The organism is Ekhidna sp., from assembly GCF_040220215.1.
Taxonomy (GTDB): domain Bacteria; phylum Bacteroidota; class Bacteroidia; order Cytophagales; family Cyclobacteriaceae; genus Ekhidna.
Genome location: NZ_JAVJTR010000019.1, coordinates 206594 through 231066, shown reverse-complemented (window position 1 = coordinate 231066; position 24473 = coordinate 206594). Strand labels below are relative to the sequence as shown.

At 37.2% G+C, this 24473-nt stretch carries 19 protein-coding genes; 7 read left to right on the top strand and 12 right to left on the bottom strand.

From position 1 onward, the window contains the following. Positions 1-1993 (top strand): efflux RND transporter permease subunit (locus tag RIC88_RS13880; protein WP_350218151.1); only part of this gene is annotated, 1993 nt, incomplete at its 5' end. Between the two features lie 55 nt (positions 1994-2048). Here the strand turns inward: RIC88_RS13880 and RIC88_RS13875 are convergent. Then, positions 2049-2288, bottom strand: coding sequence for a helix-turn-helix domain-containing protein (locus RIC88_RS13875; RefSeq protein ID WP_350218150.1), 240 nt, complete (start codon positions 2286-2288; stop codon positions 2049-2051). 322 nt (positions 2289-2610) lie between these two features. Here RIC88_RS13875 and RIC88_RS13870 point away from each other — a divergent pair, with 322 nt between their 5' ends. Next, positions 2611-2829 carry a hypothetical protein gene (locus RIC88_RS13870; protein WP_350218149.1) on the top strand — a complete coding sequence of 73 codons (219 nt, stop codon included), beginning with the start codon at positions 2611-2613 and terminating at the stop codon, positions 2827-2829. A 157-nt stretch (positions 2830-2986) separates the two neighbouring features. Here the strand turns inward: RIC88_RS13870 and RIC88_RS13865 are convergent, their stop codons facing one another. From RIC88_RS13865 to RIC88_RS13820, 10 genes are all read right to left on the bottom strand, one after another. Beyond that, entirely contained in the window at positions 2987-6136 is a 3150-nt protein-coding gene (locus RIC88_RS13865) for a metallophosphoesterase (RefSeq protein ID WP_350218148.1), read from the bottom strand. Between the two features lie 171 nt (positions 6137-6307). Then, entirely contained in the window at positions 6308-6457 is a 150-nt protein-coding gene (locus tag RIC88_RS13860) for a hypothetical protein (protein WP_350218147.1), read from the bottom strand. Between the two features lie 187 nt (positions 6458-6644). Next, positions 6645-8216 (bottom strand): Tn7-like element transposition protein TnsE, encoded by a 1572-nt coding sequence (locus tag RIC88_RS13855; protein ID WP_350218146.1) that lies wholly within the window; start codon positions 8214-8216, stop codon positions 6645-6647. 7 nt (positions 8217-8223) lie between these two features. Next, complete coding sequence (locus RIC88_RS13850; RefSeq protein ID WP_350218145.1) at positions 8224-10041, bottom strand: TnsD family Tn7-like transposition protein; 1818 nt, start codon at positions 10039-10041, stop codon at positions 8224-8226. Positions 10042-10045: 4 nt separating this feature from the next. Next, positions 10046-11578 carry an AAA family ATPase gene (locus RIC88_RS13845; RefSeq protein WP_350218144.1) on the bottom strand — a complete coding sequence of 511 codons (1533 nt, stop codon included), beginning with the start codon at positions 11576-11578 and terminating at the stop codon, positions 10046-10048. Next, entirely contained in the window at positions 11568-13664 is a 2097-nt protein-coding gene (locus tag RIC88_RS13840) for a TnsB C-terminal domain-containing protein (RefSeq protein WP_350218143.1), read from the bottom strand. Before RIC88_RS13840 ends, RIC88_RS13845 begins: the two co-directional genes overlap by 11 nt. Beyond that, positions 13627-14469 carry a TnsA endonuclease N-terminal domain-containing protein gene (locus RIC88_RS13835; RefSeq protein ID WP_350218142.1) on the bottom strand — a complete coding sequence of 281 codons (843 nt, stop codon included), beginning with the start codon at positions 14467-14469 and terminating at the stop codon, positions 13627-13629. The genes RIC88_RS13840 and RIC88_RS13835 overlap by 38 nt, the downstream gene beginning before the upstream one ends. 262 nt (positions 14470-14731) lie before the next feature. Next, entirely contained in the window at positions 14732-16570 is a 1839-nt protein-coding gene (gene glmS / locus RIC88_RS13830; protein WP_350218141.1) for a glutamine--fructose-6-phosphate transaminase (isomerizing), read from the bottom strand. Between the two features lie 19 nt (positions 16571-16589). Continuing rightward, positions 16590-17966 (bottom strand): hypothetical protein, encoded by a 1377-nt coding sequence (locus tag RIC88_RS13825; RefSeq protein WP_350218140.1) that lies wholly within the window; start codon positions 17964-17966, stop codon positions 16590-16592. Continuing rightward, positions 17959-18768, bottom strand: coding sequence for a glycogen/starch synthase (locus tag RIC88_RS13820; RefSeq protein ID WP_350218139.1), 810 nt, complete (start codon positions 18766-18768; stop codon positions 17959-17961). Before RIC88_RS13820 ends, RIC88_RS13825 begins: the two co-directional genes overlap by 8 nt. Before the next feature lie 113 nt (positions 18769-18881). On the opposite strand from RIC88_RS13820, the gene panC reads away from it, so the two are divergent. From panC to RIC88_RS13800, 4 genes are all read left to right on the top strand, one after another. Beyond that, on the top strand, positions 18882-19736 hold the full coding sequence (gene panC, locus RIC88_RS13815) for a pantoate--beta-alanine ligase (RefSeq protein ID WP_350218138.1): 855 nt from the start codon (positions 18882-18884) through the stop codon (positions 19734-19736). 3 nt (positions 19737-19739) lie between these two features. Continuing rightward, on the top strand, positions 19740-20090 hold the full coding sequence (panD, locus tag RIC88_RS13810) for an aspartate 1-decarboxylase (RefSeq protein ID WP_350218137.1): 351 nt from the start codon (positions 19740-19742) through the stop codon (positions 20088-20090). A gap of 5 nt (positions 20091-20095) precedes the next feature. Beyond that, on the top strand, positions 20096-21082 hold the full coding sequence (locus RIC88_RS13805; protein ID WP_350218136.1) for a lysylphosphatidylglycerol synthase transmembrane domain-containing protein: 987 nt from the start codon (positions 20096-20098) through the stop codon (positions 21080-21082). Positions 21083-21208: 126 nt separating this feature from the next. Beyond that, complete coding sequence (locus RIC88_RS13800) at positions 21209-21901, top strand: zinc metallopeptidase (protein WP_350218135.1); 693 nt, start codon at positions 21209-21211, stop codon at positions 21899-21901. A 287-nt stretch (positions 21902-22188) separates the two neighbouring features. On the opposite strand, the gene RIC88_RS13795 is transcribed toward RIC88_RS13800, so the two are convergent. Next, positions 22189-23109: a hypothetical protein gene (locus RIC88_RS13795; protein WP_350218134.1), complete on the bottom strand. Its 921-nt coding sequence runs from the start codon at positions 23107-23109 to the stop codon at positions 22189-22191. A gap of 188 nt (positions 23110-23297) precedes the next feature. Here RIC88_RS13795 and RIC88_RS13790 point away from each other — a divergent pair, with 188 nt between their 5' ends. Further along, positions 23298-24437, top strand: coding sequence for an acyl-CoA dehydrogenase (locus tag RIC88_RS13790; protein ID WP_350218133.1), 1140 nt, complete (start codon positions 23298-23300; stop codon positions 24435-24437). The last annotated feature ends 36 nt before the right edge of the window (positions 24438-24473 follow it).

Here is a 24473-nt window from a genome sequence, read left to right as displayed (position 1 = left end):
TATTTCATTGCTGGCCATTCCCATCTCGCTGTTGGTATCCATCATTGTTCTTAAAATGCTGGGATATACCATCAATACGATGAGTTTGGGAGGTATGGCTATAGCCATTGGTGCATTGGTAGACGATGCGATCATTGATGTTGAGAATGTTTTCAAGCGATTGCGTGAGAATATTCGAAAACCAAAAGAGGAGCAACAGCCTGTACTTACGGTGGTGAAGGACGCTTCAGTGGAGATTCGTAGTTCGATCATTATTGCTACGCTCATCATCATTGTATCGTTTGTTCCACTATTCTTTCTGAGTGGGATGGAAGGACGATTGTTGCAGCCACTTGGCATAGCATTTATCACTTCGGTATTGACTTCCCTGATTGTAGCAGTTACGGTTACTCCGGTGTTGTGTTCGTATTTATTGAAAAGTGAAAAGGTACTTACCAGGCAGGCTGAAGGGACAAAAGTGGAACGCTTCCTTCGCGCTCGCTATGTTGGTGTATTAGAACGGACACTGAAGTTTCCAAAAACAGTCATTGGCTTAACAGTGGGTGCATTCATAATCAGTTTGATATTGCTAACGCAACTGGGTCGTAGTTTCCTACCAGAGTTCAATGAAGGATCCTTGGTGATCAGCGCAGTGGGTATACCCGGTATGTCGCTAGAAGAAAGTAACAAGAACGGAAAGCTGATTGAACAATTGCTGTTGGAAATGCCTGAAGTGGATGTGGTAACCAGAAGAACCGGACGAGCTGAGCTGGACGAACATGCTCAGGGCGTGAATGCGGCTGAAATAGATGTGCCTTTTACGCTGGACGGAAAATCAAAGGAGCAATTCTTTGAAGAGGTTCGAACCAAGCTAAGTGTGGTTCCGGGTGTTAATATCACTTTGGGACAACCTATCGCTCACCGAATTGATCACATGCTTTCTGGTACTCGAGCAAACATTGCCATCAAGATTTTTGGCGATGACTTGCAGCGTTTGTTTGAGTTGGGTAAAAGCGTAGAAACCAATATCAATTCCATTGATGGAATTGCCGATGTGGCAGTAGATCAGCAGATCGAAGTGCCACAAATTCGCATTACACCCAAGCGACAAATGCTGTCTGCTTATGGTATGACGGTTGGTGATTTGATGGAGCAAGTGGATGTGGCTTTTGCCGGAGAAAAGGCCGGAGAAATCTATGAAGGGCAGAAGTATTTTGACCTTATCGTCCGTTTCCAAAAGAAGTCAAGGAGCAGTATGGAATCCATACAAGCGGCTTTGGTCACCTTACCAAACGGAGGACAAATCACATTGGATCAATTGGCAGATGTAAAATCTGTAAGTTCTCCGAATACCATTTCCAGAGAGAATGTAAAGCGTAAGATCGTAGTAGCTGCTAATGTGCAGGGACGTGATTTGCGTGGAGTGGTCAATGAGATTCAACAGATCGTAGATACGAATATTGACATGCCTGAGGGCTATCGTGTAGAGTATGGCGGTCAGTTTGAGAGTGAAGCAAAGGCTTCACAATTATTACTAATCACGGCTGTTGTTGCCATTTTGATCATCTTTCTATTGCTCTACTATGAGTTTCAGGATGTGAAACTTTCATTCATTGTCTTGATCAATTTGCCTTTGGCTTTGATTGGTGGGATTTTGATTGTGTACTTCACTTCTGGCATCATCAGCATTGCGGCGACCATTGGCTTTATCAGCTTGTTTGGTATCGCTACCCGAAATGGGATTTTGCTGGTCTCTCGCTATGAGGATTTGAGAAGCGAGGGTTTGAAAGGTTTTGAATTACTTAAAACCGGGGCTTTAGACAGGTTAAATCCAATACTCATGACAGCTTTTACCACTGGACTTGCATTGATACCGCTTGCTTTGAAAGGTGGGGAGCCGGGGAATGAAATACAAAGCCCTATGGCGGTGGTGATTCTTGGCGGATTACTGTCAGCTACCTTGCTGAATTTGATTGTGATACCATGCGTGTATGAGTTGGTAAAAGAGAAATGAATGATGATGGCCAAGTCCTTGTTTTAGGGCTTGGCCATTTTCTATATATCTAAAATTAAGATTTAAGTGACTTAGATTTTGTCTTTATTATGAATTCTTCAGGTTCGATTTCGAGTTTCTCAGCTATTTTAAAGAGTGTAGTAAGTGTAGGTTGTTTATGACCATTCTCAAGCCGTGAAATATGAGTGGCATGTGATTCGATAGCATGTGCTAAGGCTTCTTGAGAGATATTCTTCGATTCTCTCAGTTCTTTCAAAACCTTGCCGAACGCTCTTTTAATTTGCTCATCATTCACATGAGCAAATTGTTTTTATTAGCAGGCTTTCACCATAGCCTAAAGGGCAAGATGTAATTTAGTTTTTATATATTGAGCGCTTTTAAATCGGATTATTTGATGAGCCTAGATCAATTCTTAACTACTCGCCTGGGAGATGAAAAGAGAAAATATAGAACGATAAATGTGGATCAAGACCTTCATTATTTTCTGAAGCAAACTTCCAATCATTATAAAATCCCATTATCAGATCTCATTCACAATATCTTATCTAATTGGAAGGCGGAATTTCAGAATCAAATACGAGAGGATATGATAAAGAACCTCAAAAAGTAGGAACAGAATGTCTAATAAGAATGCTTTGAGGCCGGTTGAGGTGCAGCAGAATGGCAAGAAAATTAAAGGCTATTTCCACAGATTTGTTTACTCCAGCTCCAACTATTGCAGTGTAACCCAGGCACTGATAGAGTTAGAAGATGGGAGGTTGAGATTTTTTGATCCTTATTTTGTTCGATTTGCTGATAGGAAGGTGAAATCAGCAACGTCTGCTCAACAATCGTAGTTTATTCCGATAACCAGATTCTCTATTTTGCAACTCAAAAGTCATTCGATAATCAGTGATATTTTTTGTGTGAAATTTCAATATCAACTTTGGATTTCTATCTGTGAAAGTATTGGCTAAAGAAGTTGCGTGGGTGCGCTTCACAAGAGTCTTAGAGTTATCCGTTTGACATTGAAAGCATTTTTTTCTTAGCCTCTTTCATTGATTTTATGAATTTATGCTTCATTCTAACAGTGATTTGCTTGGTCTTAATTTTTAAATCGGCAATCATGTCAAGGTACATTTCTTCATTGGATGATCCCTCTTTTGTTCTTCTATAATAATACTCTAACAACTTATATAATAAATAGTCTCTAACCGGATTATTCTTTACTTTATTTATCAGCTTCTTAAGATATTTTGGATACTCTTTTCCTTGGATATCGGAATATAGTGAAATAGACAAAAACGCCTCTAAATCACTATTTGTCTCACTATTCCCTTTTAAATCTTCTAAGATCTTTGTTAAGACTATTGGAGATAACTTTGATGTTCCTACATGACGACTCATGCCGAGTTGTGTATGATATGGAATGTTGCTTAATAATTTCTTAATATCAGTTCCAATTGGAATATGATTCGGTAAACTTCTATGGCGAATTATAAAACGAATAAGTTCATCTCTATAAAGGATCATCCATACCATAGAGTATTTGATTAACGTGGAATAAGCATCCAGCTTCAATTCCTTATTTTCCACACCTTCTGAATTGCGAAGGGTATTTGCTAAAAGGATTAATAAAACTTCAAAACTAAGTTCCTCATGCTTTTGATATATTTCTCCTGATTTCTGTGTGCTAGCCAGTTTTTTATCTCTTAGCTTATCTATTGATTCCTCTGACGGCCTATTCTTTTTTATAGCGTTTATATCGATGTTTTCAACTAATGGTTTAAAGTTTTCTTCTTCCTTAGAAGTCACAATAAAATGCTTATCCCAAGATTTATCAAGATCAACGAAAACTTCATCCACTTCAGAAAAAACATTCTTAAACCTGTCAAGAATAAGTTCTAGAGTTTTTTTATCACTTCTTGTTAAACCAGTATAGTAATTGATTTCAGGCAAATATTTGTAATATTCACTCTCTGCTAGTACATGTTCTCTAAACTCCAAATTATGCACCATCCTTTGTCCTAGAAAAAAATGGAAAAAGCATGAGTATGAGAATTTGATACGATTGGTTTTGAATCGATTAAATATTCTTCTTTCTATAAAATAGTCAGCAATTACTTTTGCGTCAAAATCAAACCCTACTTCATCGTCAAGATATACTTCCACAACTTCTAAATATTGGCTGTATGTCAATGAGTAATTTTCTTTTCTTGCAACAAGCATTTCATTAGCTATTTTGGCCAGAAGTTGTAATTTATTTTTAAAGTCAAATGTTTCTCTGTAAACATTGATTGGATGAAGTTTTTCGAGAATTATTTCAATATAAATTTCCAATAAAACAGCCTTGTTTATCGGCTTTCTGTCTGAGTTTTCAGTACTCCACAAAAACAATGAAACTGACATAGCTGTACTAGGTAATGCATAGGAATTGAAATCATTGATTAGCTTATCGAGCTTATTGCTAACCTTAAGTTGATCCACCTCAGGAGCCCATTGGATCATTAAACTTTTGATTTCCTTAACCCTTAAGAACTTAATTGAGTATTCAGCAAATGGAACCTTGCAATTTTCAATATATTCTATAGGTAGAGCATTTGAGTATCCGCCTTCTGCTGTTGCCACTACCTGCACTTTTGGGTTGTCTCGAATGAAACTATGAAATCTTTTGAATTGATCACTATTTAGGTCAAATGTTCTGTAGTCGAGGTTATCAATAAGTAGAATTAGATTGTCTTTGTCTATTAGATCATTGACAGTGGAAGTAGAACAACTAAGGTATTCTCTAATACACGTTTTTATACTCTGGTTACCTATTAGATCAAAATCAATAAATACGGGTACTTTTCCAACATAGTCAAACTTCTCTACATATTCACGAAGTAATCTATATAACAAGACTGTTTTCCCGGATTCAGTACCTCCGAAAAAAAATGTATTCCAAGGTGATGAGATTAATTGATTTAATGTTAGCAATTCCTCTTTATCATCTTCCGAGCTTTTACATGAACTGATTGGGGGCATAATAAATGATTCTTTAATACCTGATGCACCCTTAAGCTCAGCTCTGGTCCCAATAAGGTGATCATCCATTTCCTGAAAATGATTCTCCTTAATATCTTCAACAAGACTTCTGAAAGTTCCGATTTTAGATGCAACATTTTTGCCAGGTCTATCTTGACATAATCTCCCCGTACTTTTTTGACCAGCATCAGTATTGAGTACAAATTCCCTCTTTTCTAGATTGAACCTCCAGTATTCAGCACAAATTCGATCTTCATCTATTTCAATAATTGTAAAGCCATTTGAATAATCTCGATCTTTTGTGTATATGTTATTAAGTCCAGATGGAGCCATGTTTAAAAATATGGTTCCTGTAAATCCTGATGTAATTGAAGTAAATGTTCTATGGGAGTGCCCAAATAACATTAAATCAAATTGGCTACTTAGGTGACTGGAAATTACATCTCTTTCCATGTGCGAAATGCTATCTAGTGGATGATGCATCAAGGCAATTTTGAGATCACAATTTTCAAGTCGTTTAGAATGTTTGGCTAAAACATCCATTCCTACTATAATTCGTCCATGATCAGAATTATCATAACATCTCCATGCTGAGTTTATGCATACAACACCTACTGTCTTTTTTCCTAATTCGACTATAAACGATGAGCTGAACTTACCAATCAAGCTGAGATTAACATTTGAATAAAAATCATTTTCGAATTCTTTATAAGCTTGAATTCTTTTGATGCCATCAAATGCATCTTCTGACTCATTAATAAATTTTCGAATGTTTTTCTGATCTTTTTCAAAATATGATCTCAATCCTAGCTCATCACGTTCCAGGTCTTTTTCACGCTGAATATCGTGATTCCCAGGAACGATGAAAAACCGATCTCTACCAAGGCTTAATGAATCTAATAGTGGTTGGAAAACATTTTTGTTAGCTAATGAAAAAGCCTCTTTTTCATTTTGAAAAGCTGTTCCGCCTCTATCCAATATATCTCCAGTAAATGCAACTAAATCAATATTGTGTCCATTTGGTGAAGCTTTAACTTTATCTATAAGTGCGTCTTTTAGGTAAAGATTCCAATCTTTTAATGTGTCTTGATTTAAGTGGAAATCAGATAGATGTAAGATTCTTAGTTTTTTGGTCATATATATGGTCTTATTATGATCTGAGTTAAAATTAATTAGTTGTTGGATGCTCACATTGTCCAACTATCACCCATTGATATGGTGATAATCCTCAATTAACTTAATAAGCTAAAAAGGCTGAATTTCAAAGAACAGCATCTTTAGAAAAAACTATATCAGAAACAAAGAAGCTTAGTTTCTACATCCGTTTTTATCACAGGTTACTCCCTCCGTTGTACTTACCCAATGATCTGGATGTTCAGTTGTGTCAAAGCCACATCCTGTAGTTCCTCCCTTATATCCTTTATGAACTTCATTTGTAGGTGTATGCTTTACGGCCATATCTATGCAATTTATTGGTGAACAATACATTAAATATAGCGTAACGTTATGAGAAATAAACCTTCTAGTGGTATAAAATTAAGTTAGCAGATTTTACTCAGGCAGATTTTCAACTTATTAAAAGAGTAAATTCCTCATACGATGAAACGCAGAAGATAAGGTAGATTCATTTAATGCTCTTTATAATCTAACCACCTAAAATATTCAAGAGATTAAAAGCGATTCGCTTTGTCAATGAATCATCCACCTTTTCTTTGGTCATCCTTTCATAATCACCCAATTTCTTTGGATGCCTGATTTTGTCTGCAACGCACTTTGATTTTAAATATTCCATATCCCAGGATCCACCACTTGTAGCAAGTCTGGACAAAAGCTCCTTTAAAAATTTAGACTTGTCAATAGTAAGATCCTTAAATATCAATGTTGAAATAAACCTTTCATCTGAGCTATCTATCTCCAATAAATGAATGGCAGGTTGACTAGGGAAGGTGATCAAGACAGCATTTCTTCTAGCGCCATTTATAAAGGCGAAAGATGATTTAATCTCAGGACCAAATTCAATTAACTCGTACTTATAATGTAGCTCCATAATCTTCGCAAGAAGACTAATCGCATTACAAAAAAGCTGCAAACCACCTGGAATGCTGGTAAAGTCAAAAGCTGGTTCGTCCTTGAAGTCAGTAAGAATTGGAACCGAAACATCTCCTTTACTTCCAGGTTCCTGAAAGGAGAGTTTTATGTCCTTTAGTTTGAACTCTTCAGATATAGTTTTCTTACTTCTCGGCTTATCAGATTTTGTTTTGGTTTTAACTCTTTTGACTTTGGGCTTTTTCTTGAATTTTAAGCCTGGCCTTTCTATACTTACTTGAGAAGTTTTCTTGGTGTTTGGTGTTTGTTCTTGATCCTCGAAATCAAATTTTTCCGGGACATCTGTTTCCATTCTACCATGCTTTGGCTTTCCCTCCGAATTCTTAGCAGTTTCGACAATTGATGGATGCGTTATTTCTAATTCATCAAATGGAAAGTCAAAGTCTACATCCATACCTGTGATATTTAAGACCAAGTCAAAATCCGCGTATTCTTTGATTTGAGCTGAACATGAAAGCTTTTTAAAAGGAGGCTTTTTGAATTCGAAATGGTTACTACCATCATCGGTGGTATTTAATATTTCTTTCCAATACTTGTTTAGTTCCTTATTGTATAGCAGAAAGACAAAGTGGTTGATAAAATCATTACTTTTTGCTAGTCCTCCTTGCATTGTAGAACTGAGATCAAGCTTTAAAGTGGTTTGCCCATCAATTTCTGCTTCATCTTCATTGTCGATACACATCTCAAGCATGCTTGGCTCCAATAGGTATCGACAAATACGATTGTCATATGCAAGGAATTGGCGAAATAATTCGAATGTAAAAAAGACAGTCAAACGACCCTCGTACATGATGGAATAAACCATCGTTTCGGTATATATTTCATTTGGTACATCTATGGGATAGACTTTATGACTCAGACTGCCCAAAGGCTCAATAGTACCTTTACTGAAATCTATAAATTTATAATCTTTAATGGGCCTACTTGCTTTATCAATATGAATTCCTTTATCAATCTTGACACCAATAGGAAGTAGAGCTGACTGAGAAATTGGGTACTCATTGTACTTTGTAGTATATGGTTTAATATTTAAGTCTATTTCTAAACTTTGTAAGTACCACCCATCTTTTTTTAGTTGCGCATATGGGATTGAAAATATCTCGATTGACATAGCTTATTTATGCGATTTGACTGATCTCCAGCGGATCATAAATATTACCATTTAATATTTTGAGTACAATATTATGAATGGATTCATTTACATACTCTTTTCTGATATTGGCAGCCCTTAACAATTTCCAATAGGTCATAGGCTCTTTCCTCTCCCTCATTTCTATTGCTACCATTGCAAGTCTGCGTAATCTGAATTGATGAAGGCTCTCTGATTTTGCATGTAGAAATTTTGTGAGCTTTGGAAGTTTGGCTTTGTTCTTTCTAAACATCGAATCCTTGCCCATAAGATTGAGAAGTGTGGTAGTAGATCGTCTTCTTTTAGGATACTCCGTTTTGAGTTGGTCGAATGCAACCCTTACTTCATTCAATAATTGAGAGTCCCTTTCTCCCCAATTAATCCTTTTGATTGGAATTCTAATCTTAGAAGCGTAATTCTGATCTAATAACCAGTTCTTAGTATTCCTATACAATAGTGAATATAGAGCTGGATTGACTCTTCTTAAATCAGTTACGGAATGAAATGGAAATTTCTTCATCAATTGAGCCCATTCTTTCTTTTTGTTGATAATGGTGGAAGGTGAGTTTTGCTTTGTAACCCTATTTAGTTTTTGCTTTATAGTTTTAGAATCTGCCTGTAGACTTGCGGCAATTGACCTTATGCTTTTGCCGGATTTGATTAGTTTCATGAGCTCTCTTTCCCACAATGGCCCAAAATCCTCTACTCGAATAAACCAGCTATTTTTAGCTTTGATGAAGCTCTTTGTATAGGAATATCCACAATCACATTTAATGTAAATGATTTCCCGTTTTGATTTTGGATCTATCCGTACTTTAAAACTGGTGTTCTTATCCGTTTTATATTCTTTGCAAATTGGATTTCTGCAATCATATCGTTTAGTTCTTTCAAAGAAATGTTTGGCACTTCTTTTCAATTTTAACCCATTAATAAAGTCCTGTATCAGGATGTGTCTCACAGGATCAAATCCCTTCCGGTGTTTTCTTAAGATGGCTTTTAGCCAACAATTTTCATTCTCAACATCAACCGAACTTTCATAATGCGATAGCGTTTCATCGTCATAGAATTTCTGAAAACACTCATAGATATTAGCTATCTGAAGAGAGCTACCTCCTTTTCTAAACCCAAGTTGCTTTATCAATTGATTATAATAGTATGGATTTCCATCATAATAATAGTCCTTTTTTTTACTCAAGGTGCTCACGATTTTATTTCCAACATCCAGAATGGATCTATTACTATTTGATCTGGAGAAGCTCCAGTCTTCTGATATGAATTGGGGCTTGACAAAAAAGTGTTTATTTATTGATTCTGCATTGGGCTCAACCTCTTTGAGAAAAATATTATGAGTAGTGCAAATCTTTAATGATGGTATTTGATGAGCTCTTCTAAAGTATGTCTCGGAAAAAACCCTATAGTCTTCATTGAGGCATTCAGGACAGTATCTGGGCATTCTAACAGAGGGAAATTGTCCAGCATTTATTCCGCATCTTGTATGAATGTCTCCAGATGAATTCAGCATTGAAGAAATTACCTTTCCTTTTTTCTCATCTGACATAAACTTGCTGTAGTACGGAAACAAGGTATGATTATGGATCAAATCCATAGAGCCTAATTTATGTTGGGATGTCTTTTTGGCCAGGCTTGCAAGACCACTTGGTAGATCAATGGTTGAACTTACAGTTGATTTGCCAAAAAGATGTGGTAGAAGTTGCTTTGGACCTTTACTTCCAAAGTAGCTGATATGTCTGGCAACAATGCTATATAAGATTTCATCAGGATATGGATTGGTCCAGTAATTCAACATTCAGTTAAATCATATAATCTTGAAGTTTAGCAATAACATTTAAATCGACCAAATCTTGATGAAGAGCGGATGGATCATCCGTGTTACACTTTCTTAAATCTCCTTCTATATAGTTGGGTTGAAGCTTTATTTGCTTGGTTGACTTGGAATTACTTTTCTCGTTCTCTTGACGGAACGCTTTTATGATTTTAAAAGCAATTTCAGTATCTGTATCCGTTGGATTTTTATTGATAAAATCTTCTATAAGCGGGAAGTAGAAGTTTTCTGGGATTTTAAAATCCAGAAGCTCATTTTGAATATTTATTAAGCGATAATTCTCCTTTCTATCTGTTTTCTCATCTGGAAGGAATAGGTCCATTGCTCTAGATTGATTCAGGTTACCCTCACGTATACTCTTAAATATATCTTCATCAATCCACAATGTATTATTCACCGCTTTGTTGACTATATCAATAGTGATAGACTTTGCTTGAATTTTAAAAGCTAATTTCTGAGAGGCAATAAAGATTTTTATAGCTCTATCTATTACTCCTAAAGCATGACTATAAAATAAAGATGCCCAATCCACATTTGGATCAGCCTGCTCTTCAGTGTATTGGTACTTAAAGAGTTGTTTAATTATTGTATTCCATTCATGATCATTTGGGAGGCGATCCCATCTTAATGCAGCTCCAGCGGTGAATCTTCTTCTTAGTCTTTGTTTTTCTGAAAATAAGTCGACCGTTTCCGGGGTTCCCACAACGATAATTGGAATATGAAGAGTGTTATCTAAGTTCAAAAAGAAATTGAGCATAGCTTCATGACCGCCGCTTTTAGCTTTGCTAAGGTGCTGAATCTCATCAACAATTAGAACACCGACGCAATGAGCAGCCACAAGTTTGGACATAGCTACCACTCTATCACTGGCATTATCTCTATTCCTACAATATTCTGTTTCGTATTTTTTACGGCCTAGAATCCTATCTAGCTCAATGAAGAAATACCTGCATAAATCTTTAATTGATCCATCTTTAGGGCATTCAATTTTAACAATCGGGATTTGAATAAATGATTCACCATCAATATCGGTATGTTGTAATGCCGGAGGGAATAAAGCTGAAACGATATTGATAGATGTTGTTTTGCCAATTCCAGATATTCCCACGATCATCGAGCTATTGGAAAAAGTTGGTTCAAAGTTGTCTGTTAACTGGCTCGCAAAATCTCTATAATCTCTTTGAATGTTGGATTTAATTGAGTTTTTGAGAGGATTTCTTAATGCATAGCTATTGTTGATAGAGGAGTGGATTAGTTCATAGACGTTAAAAAGCCTTCTGTTAGGAATTAAGAAGTTCGCTCGTATACTATCAAGAAACTGTGCCCTTATAGAGCGTTCCATTTTTAGCACTTCGTCCCTACTTAATGGGCCTCTTTTAACAAGTATTTCGTAAAATTCTTTGGCGGTTAATTGGTCGAAAAGGGATTCTATGAGCGGGTTGCCAAGATGAGATGGATTGGCAGGTTTTCGTAAATCAGCTGGGTAAATTTTATTCTCCATCTAAAAGTCTGTTGATAAAATCAAGATCATTGGGTTCCTCAAGATTTGTATGGTTCATAGAAACAATTTTGCCTTGTTTCTTTTTACCGGAATCACTCTTGTGATTTTTTCTGTTCTTTCTTTCAATTTTCTTATCGTTCTCTCTGTTTTTCCTTACTGATTTAGAACCAGTCTTACTATTTGGTTTTTGGTCTTTTCTTTTAGCCAATATGTTTGAGGCGAACTGTAAAGTGTCAATATCTGCGTAGATTCCTTCTTCATTATTTGTATTCAGAGACTTTGATTGAGCGTTTCTTAGATGCTTAATATCCCACAATGTCTTGTCTTTATAAATAGGACTTCTGTTAGTATTCAGTTCACATCTAATGATCTCACCTTCATAAAAAACATTTAGATAGTTTAGGTTATAGGGGTCGTAAGACACTTCAACTCTAGTAATTTTTCGCTGCGTTTTTAATTGAAGATCTCTGAGTTTATGATGAAGCGGAACTAAGTACCAACCTTTGAGAAACTCAATTCCTTTCTTAGTTAACTTCCCTGTGCCCCTTGGAAGCATTCTTTCACGAAGATTTTCAATTTTGTTTGACCTAAGCTTCCCTGACTTATGCATTAGTCCCCATTTGAATACTTCTACCGGAGTTGGAGTATACAAATCATCGAGTGGCATTTCCTTGTCTATTGGATAGTTTGAAAGCTTCGCGTGCTTATTATATTTGATGGCTATCTTAATTATTATTGCCAGGTATTCTCTCATTGTGAAACGAGCAGTTTTTCTTGCCTTTCTTGCGCCACGCCTACCATCATCAATATCTTTCAGCCCAGTATTCTCATCTAGTCCCTTCAAATCCTTATGAAGCAATTGAAAGTGATTTTCAATCATCCCTTTTAACTCCGGGCGGTAGGATTCTTTATTTTCAATATGGATTCCAAGATCTTCTATAAGGCTTTCAGAATTTTTTCCAATTAACTCTATACCACGATCGGCAACAATGCTGTATGGGATATACTCACATGGCCAATCATCCTCGGTGAATTCAAATTCATCAATTTGGTAAAGCAGAGATCTTTTAAAGAAGTCTCCTTTGTTCGTAAAGCTGTTGTACAGAGCTTCAGAAGCCTGCGTGTATGATGGATTTTCAAGAGTTACTAATAGACCTACAATCATAGCGCTGTAAACGTCGCTTATAATGTAAAGTGTAGGGCATCCAATTGGAGTTTTTCTGTCTATTTCAGATACTAGTTCCATATCTGAAGGAGTCGAGTCGATTTGGGAAAATCCGGGTCCATTAACAGAATTTGCCGAAGATCCTTCTGTAATTCTTAAATCCTTATCAAAGATTATATCTCCTTTCTTCGATCTTAGTTTTCGTTCAGTGGGTATTTCTTTTTCTCCCCAGTAAACAAATTGCCTTAAGGAAGGCACTTTTGCGAATTCCTTTGATTTCCATTCAGACTTGAAACTTGTTCTTATAAAATTGGAATAAGCTACTCTCTTCGATGCTTGTTTAACACGCAAATACCATCTTTTATAACCTTTCCTTATTTTATATTTTAACTGCTCATCTAGAATGATTGTTGATTGTCTGTCTGTTCTTTGACGCCCATTTATTGTCAGGGTCAAATTTTTCTCTTTTCCTTTACCTCCTGAGTTATAATACTTTGGCACTATTCCTAGTTTGGACTTACCATTATGCCAATATCTAAACAATAGTCTTTGAACAGTTTGTCTGGATACACTGTGAAGCTCTGCTAATTCATTACATTTTGCGTTGAAATATTTTTTGTCAAAGATTAGAGGCTCATCTCTTACAACAGACTTTATTATATCCCAGGACCTTTCATATTTATTTATTGATTTTTCATCCAATAAATCAAGATTTGCAAATTGATCCTGAATATTTAATTCTTTAATTGAATTATCTTCTAACCTCTTATCAAAATCAGCAAGAGTTATTTCTTCTGGAAAGGTTTTTTGAGCGTCATCCAGATTGACCCATACCAATAGATCAATGTCTCTATCAACATATAGAATTCTATAAACAGCTTTTTTATGCTGCCAAATCTGATTTATCAATATGTTTGACATTGCTTAATATTTTGATTGAGTTCAATTTCGATTGATTAGAGAATAAGCTTTCGTTTAAATCAGCCTGTATGATTTTTCTGCCAATTAGGACTTTCAATATTCTAAGGCTTAATCCCGGTTCAAAATTCATATCACTATCTGTTTTAAGACAATAATCTACAATCCCTAATTCTATATGATCTTCATAGGTAGTCATTAGGTTGGTATAGAAATTTTGTATGTCAGAAAGTTCAAATTCTTTGTTGTTAAAGGAGCTTACCGAATAATAGATATCTCTATAATTCATCAAGAGAAACTTGTTGTTAGCAATATCTTTATCGGTCATCAGCTCCCAATTAATTCCTAATTTTCCCCAGTACGCTCTTTCAATTTGAAACAGTTCAAGTTGCCTCTTGTTAATGTTGGATATCGGCTTAACAGTAATGACTTTCTTCTCTCCGTTTTTAAATTCAATGAAGAAGTCACTTGTTAGAATATGATTATCAGTATGATTGGGATATTTTATTCCTAGCTCAGTTGAAATTTTTTTCGCTAATTCGAGATCTAGGAGTGGGAACTGTTCTCTTATGTCAGAAACATTAGGATTTAAATCCAATACCATGAAGACCATAAATTCTGAGGCTGATAATAAGTGATGAACTCTTTTGGACTTCAGCCCTTTTACTCTATGACCATTTCCTCTACTCTTTTGTCCAGGGATTGATTGATTGGTTTCACCAACCTTGTACCATGGTTTGTAGTTTTTGCCGACACCTTTCCCTCTCTTTTGTTTGATTTTGGAATCATAGGAGATAAAGTTGGCCAATTGTATATTCTAGTAGGTAAAGCCTCAATTTAAAGCCTAATCCACATATGTTCAAATTTCATAAGGATAACAGATGCTAGAAAAAGATCAATACTGAGTGTGAAAAAAATAATGAAGAGCCAAAAAAGGTCAATTATGTGAGTTAATTGACCTTTTTTGGATTGCTGATGAATTGTTCAAACTTTTTTGTTTTTGTTCAAACTTTTTTGGTCACGTTCAAACTTTTTTGATTGATGCCATGTGCTCATTTCATGGCAGAATATTATTCCACAGTCACGGATTTTGCCAAATTTCTTGGCTGATCAACGTTGGCACCTCGCATTACGGCGATATGATAGCTCATTAGTTGTAATGGAATAACAGAAACCAAAGGCATCAATGATTCGTGTGTAGCCGGGACTTCAATGGTGAAGTCAGCCATTTCAGGAATCAAAGCATCGCCTTCGGTTACAATAGCGATAACAACCCCTTTCCTGGCCTTTACTTCCTGAATGTTAGAAACGATTTTATCATAGCTGCTATCGCGCGTTGCGATGACCACCACAGGCATGTTTTCGTCAATTAGGGCAATTGGTCCATGTTTCATCTCAGCCGCTGGATAACCCTCCGCATGTATATAGGAGATTTCCTTCAGCTTAAGTGCGCCTTCGAGTGCCACCGGAAAATTGTATCCTCTTCCCAGGTAAAGGAAGTTATGGGCATCTTTAAACATATCGGATATATGTTCAATCTTGTCATTTGAAAGCAGTGCCTTCTCTACTTTGCTTGGTATCAGGCTTAGCTCTCGAATTAGCTCCTGATATTTACTTTCTGTGATGGTGCCTTTATTGTGGGCTGCTCTTAATGCTATCATATAAAGCACAGTAAGCTGGGCTGTAAATGCTTTTGTGGAAGCAACACCTATTTCTGGTCCTGCATGTAGATAAGCTCCTTCATGTGAAGCTCTGGATATTGAAGAACCTACGGTGTTAACAACTCCAAGTACAATTGCTCCCTTACTTTTTGCCAGCTCAATTGCAGCGAGCGTATCGGCTGTTTCTCCAGATTGCGAAATGGCAATGACAATATCACCTTCTTTGATAACTGGGTTTCTATATCTGAATTCCGATGCATATTCTACCTCTACAGGAATTCTGCATAAATCTTCAAATACGTATTCAGCTACCAATCCGGCATGCCAGGAAGTACCACAGGCAATAATTACAATTCGGTCGGCTTTTTCCAGAGCCTTGGCATAGTTATGAATTCCGCCGAGTGTCAATTCTCCTTTTTCAGCATTCAGCCTGCCCCTCATGCAATCAGCAATGGAGGTTGGTTGGCCGAAAATTTCCTTGTGCATGAAATGCTCATGGCCGCCTTTCTCAATTGCCTCTAGCTCTAATTCAAGTGTTTGGATATATGGTGTTTGAGGTACATCTTTTGCATCTTTGATGGAGTATTTTCCATCCTCCAAAACAACAATCTCTTCGTCTTTTATATAAATCACCTCATTGGTATGCTCAATAATCGGAGTTGCATCAGAGGCTAAGAAAAATTCATCTTTCCCTAACCCCAGAACCAATGGACTTCCTTTACGTGCTGCTACTAATTTATTAGGTGATTCTTGTGAGATAATCGCAATTGCATAAGCACCAACAACTTTTGATAATGCTATCCTCAAAGCATCTTCCAAGGATAAGTTCTCGCTTTGTTTAATATCTTCAATGAAGTTGACAAAGACTTCTGTGTCGGTTTCACTTTTAAATGTATAACCCTTTTGGGCTAAGTCTTTTTTGAGGGTGCCATAGTTTTCAATAATTCCATTATGAATAATGGCAAGATCACCACTGTTTGAAACGTGTGGATGTGCATTTACATCATTTGGCTCACCATGAGTAGCCCAACGGGTGTGGCCGATCCCGATTTTACTTGAATGCTCTTTTAAAGATGTAATTTTCTCTAAATCCTGAACCTTGCCTTGTTTCTTAAAAATTTCAATGTTCCCATTTTCAATCAGTGCAATGCCGGCACTATCATAGCCTCTATATTCAAGTCTTTTAAGTCCGTTAACAAGAATTGGGTAGGCTTTATTCTTGCCCAAATATCCGACTATTCCACACATCGCTACAAAAAAATTATAATTATTGATCTACTTCAGTGTAATATATCCCTAACTTAATTCCATTTTCTTTAAAAATAGTTCGTTGAAGGGTTACATCGCCAATGCTAATTAAGACAAGTTCATTTATAGGTTTAACAACCCCTGTTGTTGGAACAAGGTAAGATAGGCTGTCTTGAGATTGACGATGTAGTTGTTGGTAAAAGAGTGTTGATGAGATAGATATTTCCTCTTTGCTGTAATTTAAAACACCTCTTGCAGGATCGGATTGAAAAGTAAAATAGGCATTATCAGACATTACTAAATTATCAAAAGAGTTGCGAACTGTGGCAGCTCCAAAAATACTTTTGTCTTTTTTGCGAAAAAAGTTCATGAAGCTAACCAATGTATCTCTGTTGTTTTCCGCTTCGAATTCAAATGAAACAAATGTATTATTGATAAGAATTCGTCTATTATCGCGAAAAAAGTCTTCTAATTGATGAAGGGAGAAGGCTGTTGAAATACCACTAAGAGGGTCTATTAATGTTTGATTATTAGGTAAATCAAAATCTTCATTTTCCTCTATTCCTGCAAAACTGGAGCCTGATCGATTTCTATCTAAATAGGTGTAATTCTTTCCACTTATTCTGAAATAGGTTAAATAAGTAGTGTCCTTTGAGCTTGGGTTCGAAGGGGATGTATAAACAATCAACCGTGAGGTATCACTGGCAAGATTAAACGAGGCAATACTTTCCGATGAAGTTCCGGGAACTAACCCTATAGATTTAAATACTGCTGATGTAATAGATTGATCCGTATCTTTTGATACTTCGCTTATTTTTTGAAAGAGGTTTAATTTGAATGCATCACTAAGTTTTAATCTATATAACGTATCATGTGCAACATTTATGGATTTTGAATAGGCTCCAATTTGAACACCCACAGTTTGTTTCAAATTAGACAGATATACAGCCTCATTTTGCAAGGAATCTTGAAGTTCATGCACCGCAAATTCCTGAAAGGAATTACCTCTTTGAGGAATAATTGCGCCTGTCTCCAAAATCAAAACAACCGAATCAATTTGTAATGTATCCGGAGGATTTGGACTGCTGTCCGAGGATTTTGCACTTGGGAGGGGGCCTTTTTCATAAGTGAAATTAAAATACCCCTCTGCAGAAACACTACCTGTTAAGAGGTCGCTATAGTTTCCAACTAGAATTCTATTTTCCCCATCTGTTCTCAAACTGTCCAGGTATATGTTAGTTGCAGGAAGCGTAAACTCAACATACTTAACATTTGCATCTATTTCAAGTGGATACTTAATACCAAAATCCCCCTGAGTTTCACAGCCGAAAAAAACCGGGATCAACATGATTAATCCCGGCTTTAATATATTTTTAAAAGAAAGTGTCCTAGCCAATAAGTTCATTATATAAATTGTAGTAAGACTCTTCAAAATTTTCATTCTTTTCAATCGTATCCGTTTTCTTATCTCCTAAATCTGCAATCAGCTTCTCAAAGCTTTCGGTGTTCTCCTCATTTGCATTGATAACTGCATCCGCATATTGCATGCCAAGCTTCACAAACCCGTCATAATCTGCCGTTTTTAATGGATCCAGCATTTGATCGTCAATATCGATCATTTTTACTTTCTCCAACAAATCATCTCCAAATTTATGGGTGAAACGATTGTTATAAATTGTGAAAACAGTCTTGGAATCCTTGTAAATAGGATCATTCTTGTAAGTTGTCTTCGTGTAAAGAGGGATTAAGCTTGTCATCCAGTCATTACAGTGAATGATGTCTGGTGACCATCCTAATTTCTTAACCGTTTCTAAAACACCTTTACAAAAGAAAATCGCCCTTTCGTCATTGTCTTCGAAAAAGTTATCCTCTTTGTCAAAGAAGACAGATTTTCTGTAGAAGTAATCTTCATTATCGATGAAGTATACCTGAAGTTTGGCATTCGGAATGGAAGCAACTTTGATTACCAAAGGCTTTTCTTCATCACCTACCGCAATGTTGATACCTGAAAGTCTCACGACTTCATGTAAACGATTTTTTCTTTCGTTGATAAGTCCAAATCGTGGAACTAAAATCCTGATCTCCATTCCCCTTTCCTGCATCGCTTGAGGCAGCCTTCTTACAAACTCCGCTACTTCTGTGGTTTTGAGAAATGGATTGATCTCACTGGCCACATAGAGGATTCTAATGTTTTCCATAAGTGCTTTTGATTAATTTCTTGATGGGACTTTAAAAATGACCACAAATTTACCATTTTTTTGATTTATTATCAACGCTTTCAATAAGTTAGCCACCAAAATCAACATAATATATGCGCCATATAAGCTCCCTGGGCGAGCTAAAAGACACTATTTCAGGACTTAAAAAAAATGGAAAAACTATTGGGTTTGTGCCAACAATGGGCGCCTTGCATGAAGGACACCTGTCCTTAATCAGGAAATCAAAAGCTCAAAATGATTTTTCGGTAGTCAGCATTTTTGTTAATCCACTTCAGTTCAACAATACTAACGACCTGGACGCTTATCCAAGAGTATTAAATGAGGACTTGATGTTGCTTAAAAAGCATAATGTTGATTTGGTATTCACACCAAGTGAAAAAGACCTGTATCCATCAAATCCGATTGTTTCGATTGATTTTGGACCGCTCTCCACCAAACTAGAAGGTAAATTCAGAAAAGGGCATTTCGAAGGTGTAGGAGTGGTTGTGAGCAAATTTTTTCACCTGGTCGATCCTAACAGAGCCTATTTCGGCCTGAAAGACCTGCAACAATTTATTTTGATAAGAAAGATGTGCGAAGATTTAAGCTTTAATTGCGAGGTTGTTGGGGTAGAAACGATCAGGGAAGAATCGGGTTTGGCATTATCCTCACGAAACAGGAGACTCTCAAAAGAAGGTTTAAACACTGCTGCTATTATTCACAGAGGACTTTTGGCTATAAAAGAAGGCGTGGAGAAAAGAGAGCCCTTGAGCAAATCAATGAAAAAAGCCAGAGCCCTATATCAAGGAAAAAATGACTTTGAACTTGAGTATTTAGAAGCAATAGATCCAACAACGCTGGATTCGGTCGAAGAATATTTTTCATTGACCGAACTTGCCATCTGTGTTGCTGGTTATGTAGAGGGCGTAAGACTGATTGATAATTTATATTTGCGCCTCAAAGAGTAGGGCATGTTCATAGAGGTATTAAAATCAAAGATACACAGGGTAAAGATCACAGAAGCTGAGCTTCATTATGTTGGTTCCATTACAATCGATGAAGATTTGATGGATGCAGCCAATCTAATGGAGAATGAGAAGGTTCAAATTGTTAATATTAATAATGGCGAACGACTAGAGACTTATGTGATAAAAGGAGTTAGAGGATCGGGTCAGATTTGCTTGAATGGACCTGCAGCCCGCAAGGCTCAAGTAGGAGATGTGATTATCATCATATCATACTGTTCGATAGACCAGTCTGAGGTCAAGTCGCATAACCCTGTGGTCATTTTTCCTGACGAGAAGAACAGGCTAGGCTCTTAACCTCCATGCAAAAAAATATAATTGCAGGTTTAAAAATAAGCATAAGTGTAGGCCTTGCCGGTGTACTTCTGTATTTCGTTTTTAGGAATGTAGAGTGGAAAGAGTTTTGGGAGCGGGCAAAAACAGTTGATTACAGTTGGGTAATTGCATCAATCATCCTATCGATAGTCGCTTATGTAGCAAGGGCATACAGGTGGAATATTTTACTCAAACCTCTTGGGTATGACCTTAAAACATCCAGGACTACTCTGGCCGTCCTGATTGGCTACCTGGCCAACCTGGCACTTCCTAGACTAGGAGAGATTACAAGATGTGGCGTACTGAAAAGAAATGATAACGTAGCAATACCGAGTGCCCTGGGGAGTGTGGTCACGGAGAGAATCATTGATGTTTTGACGCTTTTTTTGTTAATTCTACTAAGCCTAATTATTGAATCGGATCGGCTATTCACTTTTTTGGAAACAGCTTACCAAGATTTGAACATCCCTACGTATGTTGTGATTGCTATTATAGCTGTTTCAATTTTGGGAGTGGTTGGACTTGTCCTTTTTTTGAGACGTCAAAACCGTTTGACGGGGAAATTTGCCGGTTTGATCAAAAGCTTTGTTGCAGGATTTTTATCACTAAAAGACATTAAGCAACCAGTAGGTTTTGTTATTTCTACTGTGATTCTTTGGAGTGTTTATTATTTGATGTCATACATCATTGTATTTTCCCTCCCGGAAACTTCTCACCTTGGACTTGGTGCTGGATTCATGTTGCTAATCACCGGAGGTATCGCTTTGTCCATCCCCGTTCAAAGCGGTTTTGGGACCTACCATGGAATGATAGCAGGTATGTTATTACTTTACTCAATAGACGAAACAACAGGAATATTTCTAGCTACTTTACTTCATACGTCTCAATTGATAGCAATAGCTTTGTTTGGCAGTGTTGCCTTGATCATTTCTTTTATTATAAGACGCAAATCGGCCATAAAAACGACAAAATGACAGGTTTATAATCTGGCTTGAAAATCGCTACAACTTCTATAGATTTTTTATCGTATTGCAGATAAAATAGCGTTTATTCGCTTTTAAAACAGAATCACTTTAGATTAAAAATAAATAAGTACAAGTATGTTAATTGTAATAATAGTTGTGTTCATGATTGCCAGCTGGGCAGTTAGCAGGCGATTGAAAAATAAATTCAAAAAATATTCACAGGTTCAACTGGGCTCTGGATTATCCGGAAGGGAAATAGCCGAGTTGATGCTTCGGGATAATGGAATACATGATGTGACGGTCACATCAGTACAAGGTAAACTGACAGATCATTATAATCCTGCCAACAAAACAGTAAACCTTAGCCCTGACGTTTACAATGGCAGGTCTGCGGCTGCAGCTGCAGTTGCAGCTCACGAATGTGGTCACGCGGTTCAGCATGCGAAAGCCTATCAGTGGTTAGAATTCAGGTCGGCCATGGTGCCGGTGCAGAACGTGAGCGCCAGAGTGATTAACATCGTTTTTATTGCGATGTTTTTTGGAGCTTTTGCTTTGCCGGGAATCATCAACCCACAACTGGCATTGTTAGTGATCATCGGGTGTTACAGTGTGTTTACATTGTTTGCTTTCGTGACATTACCAGTGGAATACGATGCGAGTAATCGGGCGCTGGCCTGGATTCAGGATCGTAATATTGTAGATGATCGGGAGCATAAAATGGCAAAAGATGCTTTAAATGCTGCAGCCTCTACTTATCTGGTAGCCGCTCTGGGTGCCTTGGCTACATTGCTTTATTATGTGATGATATTTTTAGGAAGCAGGGATTAGGATTTCGAAAGGAAAATAATGAAAGCCGATCCAAAACTGGATCGGCTTTTTTAGTTGTCCGACCTTTCCTTTTTTGAGTTAGACAAATCGTTGAGACAGGATATTTTTAGTCGCCAGACGAATAAAATATCCGCTATTGAATTGAATATTAGGAAGTGATTTCATTTTATCAATCCCATTGCTTTATTAAGTGATGATCTTTCCAGGAAGTAGGGATTAAGATTTATTTAGGAATAAAAAAGGGACTCCAATTTTTGGAGTCCCTTTTAGTTAAAAAATGAAAAACTTTATTCAGGAACGATTTTGACCTCAATAGTTATAGCTCTATCACTTCCGGATGTTCCGCTAGTTTCAGTCACTTTAATTAAACCTTTCTTACTTCCTCTACTTTCAGCAAGCTCAAAGCCAAAAACAGCACCTGCAGCAAGCTGAGTAACTCGACTTTCACCACTTGTAGCCGCATCTCCTGCATATGCACTTTCTAGGTCTGCAACAGTCTGAATTGCATCAAAGTCAGGGGCAGTTAAGAAAGTTTTAAATCTTGTTGGATTTTGTGGATCAAAATTATCCAAATCACCACCTGTTTGCTGTCCAATTGTTACATCAGCCTCTGGATTATCTAATGCGGCAATCGTGTACATTGGGGTCTCAGCATAATAGAAAAGAAGATCAATCTTTTCATCGTTCATCTGTGCATCATCAGAATTATATACCACATCTTCTACAGCATCATAAAAACTTCCTAAGGTGCTATTTAAGAAACCGCCAATCAGCACTTGTTCGAAATGATTAACATCCGGTGATGGTGCGGCAATAATGGTATAAGTGAAAGTAACCACTGTTGATGTCTGACCTAAATCATCAACCGCTTCGATTTCGAAAGAAGCTGTAGCTCCAATATCGCCTTCGGTAGGTGCAGAAATATTTAGTGTCAAGCTTCCGGACGTATCACCCGCTTCAGCACCTAATTCGGATCTATTGTATGAGTCACCATTAACATCCAGTCCATTCACACCACCAGGAGCATTCACTGTAATATTTAATACAACAGAAGACCCTACCGATACATCGCCACCATTGGCTAATGCTTCTCCATCCACGGTAGCAGAAACGCTTACACTTGGTAAAGCAGCTGTTGGCTCATCATCCTTACCACAACTTGTGATGATGACTGTAGCAAGTAGACATGCGATAGTAAATAATTTCATTTTCATTTTTTTCATAGATTTATAATTTTTAAGAGTGAACATTCAAAGTTAACGACTTATACGACACACTTGCATGTCGTTTCGTTGAATGACCAACAAAACTCGTGCTACAATGTTTAAAGACAATGGCTTGCAAGTGAATTGAATATATTTGCGGCCAAATCTTTAAATCTTAATCCAAAACATAGATGAATTTCAATTTTACAGAGGAGCAACTGGCTGTAAGAGATGCAGCAAGGGATTTTGCGCAAAAAGAGCTTTTACCCGGTGTAATTGAGCGAGATGAGAAACAACAATTTCCTGTTGAGCAGATCAAACAACTAGGTGAACTTGGTTTTATGGGTATGATGGTTGACCCTAAATATGGCGGGAGTGGAATGGATACGGTTTCCTACGTGCTGGCCATGGAGGAGATTTCAAAAATAGATGCCTCTACCTCGGTGTGTATGTCTGTAAATAACTCTTTGGTTTGTTGGGGATTGGAAAAATATGGCACTGAAGAACAAAAAGAAAAATATTTAAAGCCCCTAGCAAGCGGGCAAAAGATTGGAGCATTCTGCCTTTCTGAACCTGAGGCCGGATCAGATGCTACTTCTCAAAGAACTACAGCAGAGGACAAGGGGGACCACTATTTATTGAATGGCACGAAGAACTGGATTACCAACGGGAATTCGGCCTCCATTTATATCGTGATGGCGCAGACAGATGTAGAGAAAAAGCACAAGGGAATCAATGCGGTTATTGTTGAGAAGGACATGGAAGGGTTTGTGGTTGGTAAAAAGGAAGACAAGCTCGGGATCAGGGGTAGTGATACACACTCACTCATGTTCCAGGATGTGAAAGTGCCAAAAGAAAACAGAATTGGTGATGATGGATTTGGATTCACTTTCGCCATGAATGTGTTGAATGGAGGAAGAATTGGCATTGCTTCTCAGGCGCTAGGTATTGCATCGGGTGCATTTGAATTAGCTTTAAAATACTCTCAGGAGAGAAAGGCGTTTGGCGTTGAAATCTCTAAACACCAGGCTATCCAGTTCAAACTGGCTGATATGGCTACTCAGATTGAAGCAGCCCGACTTTTATGTTTGCAGGCAGCTCAGAAAAAAGATGCCGGAGAGGACTTCTCCAAAGAAGGTGCAATGGCAAAGCTTTTTGCTTCTGAAGTGGCGATGACACAAACTGTGGAGGCTATTCAGATTCATGGGGGGTACGGCTATGTAAAGGAATATCATGTGGAGCGATTGATGCGTGATGCAAAAATCACCCAAATCTACGAAGGTACTTCCGAGATACAGCGAATCGTTATTTCCCGTAGTTTATTGAAATAGTTCAATAGCTCAATTTTCAATCACCCTCCGTTTATT

What these genes read in the sequence shown, in the direction of transcription:
- RIC88_RS13840 (WP_350218143.1), bottom strand. Translation starts at nt 13,664, where the DNA reads ATGTCAAACATATTGATAAATCAGATTTGGCAGCATAAAAAAGCTGTT.
- RIC88_RS13845 (WP_350218144.1), bottom strand. Translation starts at nt 11,578, where the DNA reads ATGGAGAATAAAATTTACCCAGCTGATTTACGAAAACCTGCCAATCCA.
- glmS (WP_350218141.1), bottom strand. Translation starts at nt 16,570, where the DNA reads ATGTGTGGAATAGTCGGATATTTGGGCAAGAATAAAGCCTACCCAATT.
- RIC88_RS13795 (WP_350218134.1), bottom strand. Translation starts at nt 23,109, where the DNA reads ATGAAATTATTTACTATCGCATGTCTACTTGCTACAGTCATCATCACA.
- RIC88_RS13870 (WP_350218149.1), top strand. Translation starts at nt 2,611, where the DNA reads ATGTCTAATAAGAATGCTTTGAGGCCGGTTGAGGTGCAGCAGAATGGC.
- RIC88_RS13820 (WP_350218139.1), bottom strand. Translation starts at nt 18,768, where the DNA reads ATGGAAAACATTAGAATCCTCTATGTGGCCAGTGAGATCAATCCATTT.
- RIC88_RS13805 (WP_350218136.1), top strand. Translation starts at nt 20,096, where the DNA reads ATGCAAAAAAATATAATTGCAGGTTTAAAAATAAGCATAAGTGTAGGC.
- RIC88_RS13855 (WP_350218146.1), bottom strand. Translation starts at nt 8,216, where the DNA reads ATGTCAATCGAGATATTTTCAATCCCATATGCGCAACTAAAAAAAGAT.
- panC (WP_350218138.1), top strand. Translation starts at nt 18,882, where the DNA reads ATGCGCCATATAAGCTCCCTGGGCGAGCTAAAAGACACTATTTCAGGA.
- RIC88_RS13850 (WP_350218145.1), bottom strand. Translation starts at nt 10,041, where the DNA reads ATGTTGAATTACTGGACCAATCCATATCCTGATGAAATCTTATATAGC.
- RIC88_RS13860 (WP_350218147.1), bottom strand. Translation starts at nt 6,457, where the DNA reads ATGGCCGTAAAGCATACACCTACAAATGAAGTTCATAAAGGATATAAG.
- RIC88_RS13800 (WP_350218135.1), top strand. Translation starts at nt 21,209, where the DNA reads ATGTTAATTGTAATAATAGTTGTGTTCATGATTGCCAGCTGGGCAGTT.
- panD (WP_350218137.1), top strand. Translation starts at nt 19,740, where the DNA reads ATGTTCATAGAGGTATTAAAATCAAAGATACACAGGGTAAAGATCACA.
- RIC88_RS13865 (WP_350218148.1), bottom strand. Translation starts at nt 6,136, where the DNA reads ATGACCAAAAAACTAAGAATCTTACATCTATCTGATTTCCACTTAAAT.
- RIC88_RS13790 (WP_350218133.1), top strand. Translation starts at nt 23,298, where the DNA reads ATGAATTTCAATTTTACAGAGGAGCAACTGGCTGTAAGAGATGCAGCA.